Here is an 11844-nt window from a genome sequence, read left to right as displayed (position 1 = left end):
TGGTCCGTGGACCGGCCGACGGCCCGCGGTCGGTCCGGAAGCTACGGCCAGTCGATGTCGCCGCCGCCCTGGCGGACCACGGAGCCGGCGGTACCCGCGGCGCCCGCGGCACTCGTCGCACCGGACGCGGTCGCCGTGACGGTGCCGTGGGCGGGACCCGGCCAGTCGATGCCCGTCCCGGCCGCGCCGAGGACTGCCGTGGCGAAGGCCAGGGATGTGCCGATGAGCAGGGTGCGGGCAGCTTTCTTCATGGTTTCCCCCAGGAGACGACAGAAGTGGTGAAGTGAGCGAGGTGCAGAGGAACGGGCCGCAGACGAACGGGCACTGTCGGGTGCCGGTGGCCGAAAGGAACCGTAGGCGAGGCAGGTTGACCTTGGCAAGAGCTTGCCAGATCTTGGCAAGTCTAGACCAACAATGGTGATGGCGATCGAAGATTCCCGAGCGTGAGTCAGGCAAAGACTTGCCTGCGTCTCGGTGGATCCGTAGACTCTGGCGCGGGGATCTCCCCCTGGGGGAAACGGGAATTCTCGTCATTCCGTAGGGCATCGGGCACGGCTTAATGCCCTGATTCATTGGGAACTAAATGATGGAACAGCCGCTGTTCGGCCGGCGTCTCAAGGAGTTGAGGCTTGCGCGCGGGCTTTCTCAGGCATCCCTCGCAGGCAGCGAGATTTCCACCGGGTATCTGTCACGCCTGGAATCGGGACGGCGCAAGCCCACCGAGCGGGTCGTGGCCTACCTCGCGAAACGGCTGGACGTCGACCGCGGCGCGTTCGAGGTCCAGCCGAGCGGCACCTCGCTCGCCCAGGCCCTCAGCCTCGCCTCGTCCGCGGACGGCGACGAGTCGATCGAGGCACTGATGACCGCCCTGGAGCAGTCGGACGAGGGCGATCCGCTGCTGCGCTGGCAGGCGCTGTGGCTGGTCTCCCGCAGATGGCGGCGGCTGGGGGACAAGGCCGAGGAACTGGCCTGCCTGGAACAGTTGGACGAGATCGCCGAGGAACTGGACCTGCCCGAACTGCGCTGCCGGGTATGGGCCTCCCTGGCGCGCTGTCTGCGCTCCATGGGTGAGGTGAACCGGGCCATCGAGGTCGCCGGCAAGGCGGTCCGGCTGGCCAAGGAGGCGCACCTCTCGCTGCCCGACACCGGCGCCGCCCTGATGGCGCTGGTGGCCGCGGAGGCCGAGGAGGGCCGCCTGCCGGACGCCCGCGCCCATGCCGACGAACTGGTCGAACTCGTCGGCGAGAGCGGTGGCGTGCTGCAGGCCGAGGCCATGTGGTCGGCGGCGACCGTACGCTTCCGCCAAGGCGACCAGGACGGGGCGCGCGCACACCTGGAGCGCGCGCTGGAGGGCTTCGACAGCCACACCGACCTCACGCTCTGGGTGCGGCTGCGGCTCGCCGCCGCGTCGCTGTACCTCCAGAGTTCCCCTCCGCTGGTCGACCGTGCCGCCCGGCGCCTGAAGGAGGCGGAGGCGGCACTGGGCTTCGTCGGCACACCGCTGCTGAACCAGGAGCTGCTGACCCTCAAGGCGCACCTGGCCTTCGAGCAGGGCGGCCACGCCGAGGCCCGCGCCCTGCTCGACGAACTGCACGGCGACGAGCTGTGGCTGACCTACCGCGACCGGATCCGCCTCGGGGTCCTCGAAGGGCGCCTGCTCATCCTGGAAGGGCACATGCAGCAGGGGCTGAAGCAGCTCAAGGAACTGGGAGAGGAGGCGCGCCGCGCCTCCAACGTGGACCTGGCCGCCGAGATCTGGCGCATCCTCGCGCAGGCCCTGGAGAGCGCACAGAGCGCCGGATAGGTGCGAGCCGGGCCCGGCCCGGCGGCTGCACGGACGGGACCGGTCACACGGCCGTACACGGCGCGAGGGCCCGGCACGCGCGACACATCGCGCGCGCCGGGCCCTCGCGCCGTGTACGGCCGTCGCCGTTGTGCCGACGGCGACTGCGAGAGTCGGCTCAGCCATATTGCCTGACGTTTGGCAATCTATTGCCAAGCGTCTCCGTGCCCTGCTACGTTTCCGGCGGCGCTAGGCACCGGCACATAACCCGCTCACCTCCAGTAAGGAATCCTCGTGGGCTGCCCGTCTTCCAGCACGTCCCTCCTTTTCCGGGTTATCGACTGGCCGTGAGCGATGATCTGTCGATTTCCAGTCAATGTTTGCCATCGACCGTTTCGGGAGCCGAGGTGAAGGTCCTCGTTCTGCATCACCTTCCGTACCGCACGGACGGCCACGGCACGGCCGTCGAGCACCGCCGGCCCGGGCGCGCCGGCGCCCCGGCCCTGCGACGGGAGCCGGCCGCATGAACCGTCCGCGCCACTACCCCACAGACCTGCTGATCACGGTGGCCGAGGCGCAGGCGGCCCTGGTCCGGGAGCAGGGGACGGGCCTCGCCGCACTGCTGCGCGACGCTCCGTTCGCCTTCCCGCGAGAGCTGTTCGACGCCGACGAACTCGCCGCGGGCCTCGATGAACTGTGCGGCGGCCTCGCCCAGTACCCCTGGCAACCGGTCGCCGACAGCAACGACGTGTACGAACTCTCGCCCGTCGGCACCATCGTCGTCGACGACACCCGCCCCGATGCCGTACCGAGAGCCCTGCTGCTGGGCTGGGCGCTGGGCAACGACGTCGTCGTGCGAACCGAACGACGGGCTTTCTGGCGGGAGTTGACCGGGCTGCTCCGCGCGATCGGGCCGCTGCTCCCGGACGCGCGGATCGTGCCGAGCGGGACTCCGGCGGCGGGCGTCCTCGTGGACGTGCCCGAGCCGACCCCGCTGCCGCCCGACGCCCACGCCGCGTCCGGGAACACCTCGGTGTGGCGTGAGGACGGCCGCGCGGACTGGGTCCGCTCCCTGCGACGGCGCACCTACCTGCGCGGCATCCCCCTCGCCCGCGCCCGTGGCCGCGAGGACGCCGCCGCGACGGAGCGGCTCGACGCGAAACTGCGCTACCTGGCGCACCACGCCCGCCGCTCCGCCCCGTACCGGGCCCTGCCACCGCTACGCGGCATCGCCGACCTGCCCCGCCTGGACACCTCCACCCCGCCGGCAAGCGAGGCGCCGTACCGCGCGGCACCCGCGGCCGCACCGCGCCGCCCGGTCCACCCTTGCACCGACGAGGCCGCCCTGGCCCGCGAGGCGATCCCGATGCTCCACGCGATGGGGCTGCGCGAAGGCGACCGTCTGATCAACACCGTGCCCGGCGGTGATCCGAACGGCGCTCTGGCGGCGGCGCTCACCGAGTGCGTCCGGACGCCGGCCGAGTACCGCACCCGGGCCCGGCCCGTGGCCGCCGGCCCGCTGGCGGCCCTGGTACGCGGCATCGGGGCCACCGCCCTCCTCGGCACGCCCGCCCTGCTCATGCCGCTGCTGCGCGCGGCCCACGTCCACGATCCCGGACTCCGCCTGGAGAAGGTGCTCTTCCTCGGCACCTGCGCGGACCCGGCGGACGAGGCATGGCTGCGCACGCACCTGGGCGCGCCCGCCGTCTCCGGTGTCCTGACCGCCGCCGACGGCACCCTGCTCGGCTACCGGTGCACCGAGATGAGCGGACCGCTGTACCACGTCAACGACGACCTCAGCCATCTCGAAGCGGTCGACCAGGCAGGCGTGCCGGTGCCGGACGGCCGGCCCGGGCACCTGCTGGTGACCGGGATGCAGACGTTCGAACGGCCCCGCATCCGCCACCGGGTGGGGGGCCGCGGCCGGGTCTTCCGGCACGCCTGCGGCTGCGGAGTGACCGGCAGGGTGCTGGAGTACCACGGCCGTGCGGACGGAATGATCCGGGCCGGCGGCCGGGCAGCGGTACCGCGCGGCGACGTGTGCGGTACCGGCGACGGCACGGCACGGCCCCTCACCGGACTCCGGATGGCCTCCGCGTGACCGGCGCCCCCGGCTCCCTCCCCGCGTCCGCCCGCACAGAGACAACCGCACCGCACCCCGCGCACCCCCGCCGCGGCCCGCACCCCCGTGAGCGGGTCCACCGGCCGGCCACCTGAGGCCGTTCCCGCTCACCTCCCCGCGGCCCGTGACCGCATCCCTCCGACCGACTCCACCGAAACCACTCCCGCGCCCACCCGGCGCCCCGGCAGCCACCGCCGGCACAGGACCCCACCCGGCACCCGCCACGCCACCAGGCGCGAGGCCCCCGACGCCCGGCACCACCCACCGGCCCCCGACCCCGGCGCACCCCGAAACCATTCGGCACCCACGCCCACCCCACCCCACCCACCGGACCCGAGAAGGGGACGACCCCGTGACCGTACTGATCTCCAAGGCCCGCCGAAGGGCGCGGCGCTGGCTCGACATCGCGGTGCTGCTGCGCCATGTCCCGCCCGGGACAAGGGCGTTGGCGATGCTGCTGAACGTGCTGCTCGGCCTGCTGCCCCTGACGTTCGTGGTCGCCATGAGCGTGATGCTGGAGCGTGTCCCGGACGCGGTCGGCGACGGGCGGGCGGGAGCGTGGGCGGCGCTGGTGACGGTGCTCGGCATCGCGGGTGCCGCGTTCGGCGCGCAGCAGGCCCTCGCGCCGTTCCAGGCGGCGCTGGGCGAAGCCGTCGTACGCCACGTCGACCAGCGCTGCCGGGGCGAGCTGATGCGCGCCGCGCTCGCCGATGCGCCCGCCATGGCGCTGGACGATCCCCACCTGCTCGACCGCCTGGACGTGGCGCGGGAAGCCTTCGACCGGGCCTCGGCCTCGCCCGGCGACGCCGCGGCCGGCGGCCTGGCGCTGATCGCCCGCTACACCCAACTGGCCGGTGCCGTCGCCCTGGTGGGATACGCCGTCGACCCGGCGGCCGCCGTGGTCATCGGGGTGACGGCGCTGGTCATCCGGTTCGGCCAGCGCGGCTCGCTCGGCGCCTTCGGCGACTTCTACGACGGGCTCGCCGCGGACAAGCGCAAGGCCACCTACCTCAAGAACCTCGCCACCGGCACGCACGCCGCCAAGGAGATCCGCCTGCTCGGACTGGTCGAGTGGATGCGGGCCCGGCACCGCGCCGACACCACCGCCTACCTTTCGCGCATGTGGCGCGGCAGGCGCCGGATCCTCGGCCGCCCGTTCGTCGTACTCGCCCTGGTCGGCCTCGCCGGCGGCGCCGTCACCGTCACCAGGCTGGCGCTCGCCGGAGACGGCGGGGGACTGAGTCTGCTGCGCCTGAGCATCGCGCTGCAGGCCGTACTGATCCTCATGCGTTTCGGCGTGTACTTCCCCGAGGCCGACGTGCAGACCCAGTACGGGCTGATCGCGCTCGACGCGATGAAGGCGTTCCGCGCCGGCGCCCGTGACCTGCCGGCCCTCGCGCCCAGCCGGTCGGTCCCGGCCACCGGACTGCCCCGCACCGCCATCCGGTTCGAGAACGTGCGCTTCGGTTACACCCCCGACGGGCCCGCGGTCATCGACGGCCTCGATCTCGAACTGCCCGCGGGCACCTCCACGGCCGTCGTCGGCCTCAACGGCGCGGGCAAGACGACCCTGGTCAAACTGCTCACCCGGCTGTACGACCCCACCGGAGGCCGCATCACGGTCGACGGCCACCCGCTGACGGACATCGACGCACGCGAGTGGCACCGCCGCTTCGCGGTGATCTTCCAGGACTACGTGCGCTACGAACTCAGCGCCGCCGACAACATCGCGCTCGGCGCCCCCCACCTCCCCGCCGACGACGACCGGCTCCTGGACGCCGCCCGGCGGGCGGGCGCCGAGGACGTCATCGACCGCCTGCCCCAAGGGCTGCGCACGGTCCTGTCCCGCCAGTACCACCAGGGACGCGACCTGTCCGGCGGCCAGTGGCAGCGCATCGGCCTGGCCCGCGCCCTGCACGCGGTGCACTCGGGCGCCTCCGTCATGGTCCTCGACGAACCCACGGCCCAGCTCGACGTACGCGCGGAGGTCGCCTTCTTCGACCGCTTCCTCGACCTCACCCGCGGCCTGACCACACTGATCATCTCCCACCGCTTCTCCAGCGTCCGCCGCGCCGACCAGATCGTCGTCCTCGACGGCGGCCGGGTCGCCGAACGCGGCACGCACGACGAACTCCTCGCGGCCGGCGGACGCTACGCCGAGCTGTTCCGGCTCCAGGCCGAGCGGTTCACCGACGGCACGGACCAACAACCCGACCACCACGACCAGTTGGTGACGACGACGATGACGGACACGGCCTCATGACGAACCTCGCCCGCACCGCGGCCTGGCTGCTCAGGCTCGCCTGGACCACCGACCGCGGCCGCCTCCTCAAGGCCGCCGCCCTGCTCTTCCTCGGCTACCTGGCCACCCCGGCCGTCGCCCTCGGCCTGCGCGCCTTCACCGACCGCCTGCTCGGCGGCGACCTGCCGGCCGCGCTCACCACCGCGGGTCTGATCGCCCTGGCCCTGACCGCGGAACTCATGCTCGGCCACTTCGCCCACCTGTACTACTTCGAACTGGGCGAACAGGCCGAATGGCGGATCAACGACGAACTGATCGGCCACGCCAACGGCACCGACGGCATCGAACACCTGGACAGCTCCGCCTTCGCCGACACCATGATCCTGGTCCGCGAGGACATCCAGAAGACCCGCGCCTACATCGAGGCCCTGCTGCAAATAGCCGCGCTGTCGGTGCAGCTCACGCTGACCACCGTGCTCCTCGGCTCGCTGGACCCCTGGCTGCTGCTCCTGCCCCTCGCCGCGCTGCCGCCCGTCGTCATGGGCCACCGCGCCCAGCACACGGCCGACACCGCCAAGGAGAAGGCCGCCGAGCACAACCGGCGCGCCCGGCACCTGCTGCACGTGGCCACCTCCTCCCACTCCGCCCAGGAAGCCCGCCTGTTCGCCGCCGACGAGGCGTTGGTGGGCCTGCACGACCGCAGCTGGCACACCGCGACCCGCCTCATCACACGCGGCCAGCTCTCCGCGGCGGCACTGCGCGCCCTCGGCCAGCTCGCCTTCACCCTGGCCTGCTTCGCCGCCGTCTACCTCGTCCTGCGCCGGGCCGCCGACGGCGAGGTCAGCATCGGCGGCGTGGTCATGGTGATCACCATGGCGGTGCAGATCAACGTGCAGGTGGCCGCTGCCCTCGGCATGCTCGCCACGCTCCAGACGGCCGGCCTGACCGCGCGCCGCCTCGAAGCCCTGCGCACCTGGCCGGCCTTTGGCCCCGCGGCCGCCGGACCGTCCGCCGCCGAACCGGTCCCCGCGCGGCTCACGCGGGGCATCCGCCTCGAAGGCGTCAGCTTCACCTACCCGGGCACCGACCGGCCGGTCCTGCGCGACGTCGACCTCCACCTGCCCGCCGGGCACACCATCGCCCTGGTCGGCGAGAACGGGGCCGGCAAGAGCACACTGGTCAAACTGCTGTGCGGGCTGTACCAGCCCACCAGCGGACGCATCCTGGTGGACGGCGTCGACCTGAGGGACATCCCGCCCCAGGAGTGGAAGGCCCGCGTGGCCACGCTCTTCCAGGACTTCGCGCGTTTCGAACTGACCCTGCGCGAGAACGTGGGGCTGGGCGAACGGCACCGCATCGACGACGACGCGCTGCTCCTCGGGGCGATCGGGAAGGCGGGCGCCGAACGCGTGCTGCACCGGGTGCCGCAGGGCCTGGACGGGGCACTCGGCCGGGGCTACACCGACGGCAGCGAACTGTCCGGCGGACAGTGGCAGTCCCTGGGCCTCGCCCGCGCCGCGCTGCGCGAGCACCCGCTGCTGATGGTGCTCGACGAACCGGCGTCCGCGCTGGACGCGGCCGCCGAGCACGCCGTCTTCGAGCGGTACGCCGGCTCCGCCCACAAGGTCGGCCGCGACGGCGGTGTCACGCTGTTCGTCTCCCACCGCTTCTCCACCGTGCTGATGGCCGACCGGATCGTGGTCCTCGACGGCGGCACCGTCGCCGAACACGGCTCCCACACCGAACTCCTCGCCCGGCGCGGCCTGTACGCCGACCTGTTCTCCCTCCAGGCCCGCAGCTACCGCTGAGCCCGACGGCAGACCGACCCCGGACACAGCGGGAGGGGGCACGGCGACCGACCGCCGTGCCCCCTCCGCCGCGCCGTCCGCGTACGGTCAGCCGTGCCGCGGTGCCCGGGCCATGCCCGCGCGCACCGCGTCGAGCACCACCGGTGTCAGCAGCGCCCCCACGGCGGGCAGCCGGCGCACCGGGACGATGCGCCGGACGGCCCCGGGGGCCAGCGTGGCGAGCGCCGCACGGGCGGCGGGGCCGGTGAGATCCAGGGTGGTGCCGCCGCGGCCCTCCAGGTCGGCGGCGATGAAACCGAGCAGGAAGGACACGATCCACACCTCCGTCAGCACCACCTCGCTGACCAGGTCGCCGAGCAGGGCGCGCTCCGCGGACCGCGCCAGCGCCTCGCGCAGCCCCTGGTCCAGCTCCCGCTGGGTGACACCGTATCCGGCCAGGAAGACGCGCGCGGAGCTGCGGACCCTGCCGTCCACACTGGAGGGGTCGGGGATACAGGCGTCGGAGTACTGGCCCCAGAAGTCGTAGTACGGCACGGTGCCGAGGCCGTCCAGGACGGACGGCTCGGCCGGCAGCGCCGCCGGCTCCGGCGGGAGGAGGCAGGCCGCCCGCCGGGGACCGTGCACGTTGTTGCCGACGAGACTGGTGTCGTTGTCGTGGTCGGCGAGCCCCGCCACCGGGATGAGCACGGATGTGCCCAGGTCGGTGAGGTAGTGCAGCAGCGCAAGGTCGTCGGGGTGGCCGCCGTCCACCTTGGCCCGCGCATACGGGTCGAAGCCGCGCGCGATCTCGGCGGGCAGGACGAGTGCCACGCAGGGGATGTAGTCGTCCACGACCGGCGCCAGATCGTGCCCGTGCATGGCCGCGAGGCGCACCGCGTACGAGGTGCGCGAGCCCCACTCGGTGAACAGGCTGAGCGCCGCGTCGGGCCGCGCGGCGACCAGGGCGTGCAGCCGGGTGAGGAAGTCCTCGGTGGGCAGCGCGTCGTCCTGGAGCACCAGGTGGTGGGTGGCGTCGGGGGCGACGGCCGCCCAGGCCAGCCGCGCGGTGCGCAGCGCGCTGGGCGGGCCGTCCGGTTCCGGGTCGAGTACGACGGTGATGTCGAGGCCGGGGAAGCGGCCGGCGAGGGCATGGGCCGCGGCGGCCCGTCTGGGGTGGCTCATCACGGCGGCGGAGATCCGCACGGGGGAGGGGGACACGTCTGCTCCTGACAGAGGAAGGGTCGCCGGAACGGGCTTGTCGGAAAGGGAGTCGGGGCCGGGGTCAGGCGACGGCGGCGGCCGGTGCCGGTGCGGCGAGGACCTTCCGCGCGACACGCTCGGCCTCCTTGCGCACCGCCGCGCGATAGCGCTCGGGCAGGCGCGCGACGGGCGGCAGGAGGTGGCACTCCTCGACCGCGCCGTCCGCGTAGGGCAGGGCGAACCCGGCCAGCGGCAGCACCTCCTCCCAGGCGTGGGGCGCCCGCCCGAACAGCGCGTGCACCTCGGGGTCGGCCACGGAACGGACGCCGTCGCGCCCGGGGCCGAGCAGCGCGCCCACGGCCAGTACCCGGGCACCGCCGACCGTGCCCCGTACGACACCGAGGCGGAACCCCGCCGCGGCCCCGGCCAACTCCCGTTCGGCCTCCGGGTAGAGACGGTCGGCCTCCAGCCAGCCGCCGAAGGCGAGTGCCAACTCCAGTTCCAGCCGCGGCCACTTGGCCAGGTAGTAACGGTTGGTCTCGGTCGCCGAGCGGTCCTGGGCGGCGAAGTCGCGGCGGTGGGGGAGATGGATGCCGTAGAGGCCCTGTCCCAGGACGATGGGCGTGCCCGTGCGGGAGATCCTGAGGCCCCACTCCTGGTCCTCGGCGCCCCATCCCGTGAACCCCTCGTCCAGCAGCAGGCCGTGCCGGCGGATGGTGGCCGTGGGCAGGGCCATGAAACCGGTCCGGACGAACGCCCAGGGGAAGCGGGCGAAGGCGGCCGCGTACTCGGGGGACCAGCGCGGGTCGAGGTGCGAGCGGTCGGCGCCGGCGAGTTCCGCGAAGGTGGCGCGGTAGACGTCGTAGGGCTGCTCCTCGACCGTGTCGACGTCGCCGTCGATGACCTCGTCGTAGCCGAAGACCTGTCCCTGGACGCAGAGGTTCTGCCCGTGCTGGTAATAGCGTTCCCACAGGGTGCGCAGGGCGTCGGGGGCGAGGGCCACGTCCGCGTCGAGGACCACGACGACCTGCCCGGTGGCGTGTCTGATGCCGAGGTTGCGGGCCTTGCTGGTGTTCCAGTCCTCGGCGGTGAGTACGGAGACGATCCGCAGCCGGCCGGTGAACTCCCGGCACAGGCTCACGAACCCGGGGTCGTACTCCATCGCCCCCACCACGACCTCGAACTCCCCTTGGTCCAGGGTCTGTTCGGCCAGTGAGGTGAAGACGGCCCGGATGTTCCGCAGGCGCTGCTTGTAGGGGATGACGATGCTGAGCTTCGTATCGGCCATGCGGCAACAGTAGAGCCGCCAGGCAAAACTTGGCAATGAAATGTTGCCAAGTGAGGCAAGGTGTTGTCAGTGCCGTGTCCGGCGGTGGGAAGGAGGGGGGAACCGATGTGCTCGGCCGCCGGGTGCGGCACTTCTCCCTGTGCGGCGGGCGGGGCAGGGCCCGCGTCGTGGCACGGGTCCTGCCGGTCGTTCCGTGCGTGCCTGCGGACTACTTGAGCTTCACCGCGTCCCCGGCGGACACCACGCGGGCGGTCGTCGTGGTGCCGGGGAAGTACCAGCGCCAGCTGCCGGCCGAGGTGGCCGTGACTTTGGTGGTGACCTTCCCGGAGGTGCCCGTCCGGACCGTCTTCACCGTGCGGTAGTGGGCGGCTCCGGCCGCCTTGAACTGGAGCTTCGCGTTCTGCCCGGTGAACCCGTAGTACCTCAGGTCCTCCCAGTGGGCCCGTGTCAGCTTGCCGGAGACGGTCAGCTCGGCGCCCTTGGCGACGGGCTCGGGCGCGGCGTCCGTGGTGAGCTTGGCGGCGCGCTGCATCCTGAACTCGGCGATGTCGTCGGCGATCCGGTAGTCACCGTCCTCGGCCCGGGCCGTGGCGTTGACCTGCCACAGGCCCGCGGCGTTGTTGGCGCTCTCGGGCATGCTGTCCGGAAGCCACTGCGGGGCGACCGTCATCGTCGCCGTGCACACCGACGTGGTGGAACTCTTCTTCACACACTTGGTGTCGGTCCAGTCGCCGAATCCCCACCCCTTGCTCTTGTTGAAGACGCTGACGTGCGACAGTCCCTTCACTCCCGAGTCGTCCCGGATGGTGAGGGTGATCGGGTACGTGACGCGCTGGGACGTTCCGATCGCGACGCTCTTGCCGTGGTTGACGACGGCGTCCGTGATCCGGATGTCCCCCCGCCCCTCCGCGTGGGCCCCCGTGGCCGTCAGCAGTGTCAGGGCCACGGCCCCGCCGGCCGCGGCCGAGGCGGCTCTGGCGATATTGCTCCTCATGATCCTCCTCTGTGGGTGTGAAGAGGAGAGGGTACGCGGACCTCGCACAGGGGACTCGCCTGTCACCACCGGGACTCGGCGCCGTATCCGCCCGGACCCGCCGGTCGGGGCATCCTCAGGCCAGGGACAGGAACAGTTTCTCCAGCCGGGCCCGCATCTTTTCGCGGTCGTCGCCGTCGGCCGCCTCGGAGTCGGACAGGCAGCGCTGCAGCCCCGTGGCGATGATCGCGAAGCCCGCCTTGTCCAGGGCGCGCGACGCCGCCGCGAGCTGCGTGACCACTTCCTCGCAGTCCCGCCCCTCCTCGATCATCCTGATCACTCCGGCGATCTGGCCCTGCGCCCGGCGCAGCCGGTTGACCACGGCCTTCAGCTCGTCCGCCGCCATGTCCAGTTCCACGACCCCACTCCTCCTCCATACCCCGCTGGGT

Annotated in this window: 10 protein-coding genes; 5 read left to right on the top strand and 5 right to left on the bottom strand. The window is 72.6% G+C overall.

The genetic code is table 11. The features are described 5' to 3' along the window. Positions 1-41 precede the first annotated feature (41 nt). Positions 42-251: a hypothetical protein gene (locus SCK26_RS02605; protein ID WP_318199597.1), complete on the bottom strand. Its 210-nt coding sequence runs from the start codon at positions 249-251 to the stop codon at positions 42-44. Between the two features lie 332 nt (positions 252-583). On the opposite strand from SCK26_RS02605, the gene SCK26_RS02600 reads away from it, so the two are divergent. The 5 genes from SCK26_RS02600 to SCK26_RS02580 all read left to right on the top strand — a co-directional run bounded on the left by SCK26_RS02600 (position 584) and on the right by SCK26_RS02580 (position 7955). Continuing rightward, entirely contained in the window at positions 584-1804 is a 1221-nt protein-coding gene (locus SCK26_RS02600; RefSeq protein ID WP_318199596.1) for a helix-turn-helix domain-containing protein, read from the top strand. Between the two features lie 326 nt (positions 1805-2130). Further along, positions 2131-2310 (top strand): hypothetical protein, encoded by a 180-nt coding sequence (locus tag SCK26_RS02595; RefSeq protein ID WP_318199595.1) that lies wholly within the window; start codon positions 2131-2133, stop codon positions 2308-2310. Next, the gene (locus SCK26_RS02590; RefSeq protein ID WP_318199594.1) at positions 2307-3884 is read left to right on the top strand and encodes a phenylacetate--CoA ligase family protein; all 1578 of its coding nucleotides are present in this window, start codon (positions 2307-2309) and stop codon (positions 3882-3884) included. Before SCK26_RS02595 ends, SCK26_RS02590 begins: the two co-directional genes overlap by 4 nt. A gap of 373 nt (positions 3885-4257) precedes the next feature. Continuing rightward, positions 4258-6168 (top strand): ABC transporter ATP-binding protein, encoded by a 1911-nt coding sequence (locus SCK26_RS02585; protein WP_318199593.1) that lies wholly within the window; start codon positions 4258-4260, stop codon positions 6166-6168. Beyond that, complete coding sequence (locus tag SCK26_RS02580) at positions 6165-7955, top strand: ABC transporter ATP-binding protein (protein ID WP_318199592.1); 1791 nt, start codon at positions 6165-6167, stop codon at positions 7953-7955. The genes SCK26_RS02585 and SCK26_RS02580 overlap by 4 nt, the downstream gene beginning before the upstream one ends. Before the next feature lie 87 nt (positions 7956-8042). Here SCK26_RS02580 and SCK26_RS02575 read toward each other — a convergent pair whose 3' ends face one another. The 4 genes from SCK26_RS02575 to SCK26_RS02560 form a co-directional block, all read right to left on the bottom strand. Beyond that, positions 8043-9152: a hypothetical protein gene (locus SCK26_RS02575; RefSeq protein ID WP_318199591.1), complete on the bottom strand. Its 1110-nt coding sequence runs from the start codon at positions 9150-9152 to the stop codon at positions 8043-8045. A gap of 64 nt (positions 9153-9216) precedes the next feature. After that, positions 9217-10422, bottom strand: coding sequence for a glycosyltransferase family 2 protein (locus SCK26_RS02570; protein ID WP_318199590.1), 1206 nt, complete (start codon positions 10420-10422; stop codon positions 9217-9219). 208 nt (positions 10423-10630) lie between these two features. Continuing rightward, positions 10631-11416 carry a hypothetical protein gene (locus tag SCK26_RS02565; RefSeq protein ID WP_318199589.1) on the bottom strand — a complete coding sequence of 262 codons (786 nt, stop codon included), beginning with the start codon at positions 11414-11416 and terminating at the stop codon, positions 10631-10633. Between the two features lie 115 nt (positions 11417-11531). Then, positions 11532-11813, bottom strand: a complete 282-nt coding sequence (locus SCK26_RS02560; protein WP_318199588.1) for a metal-sensitive transcriptional regulator — start codon at positions 11811-11813, stop codon at positions 11532-11534. Positions 11814-11844 lie beyond the last annotated feature (31 nt).

Origin of the sequence: Streptomyces sp. SCL15-4, assembly GCF_033366695.1 — a bacterium.
Classification (GTDB): Bacteria; Actinomycetota; Actinomycetes; order Streptomycetales; family Streptomycetaceae; genus Streptomyces.
This window is presented reverse-complemented; position numbering and strand designations above follow the sequence as displayed.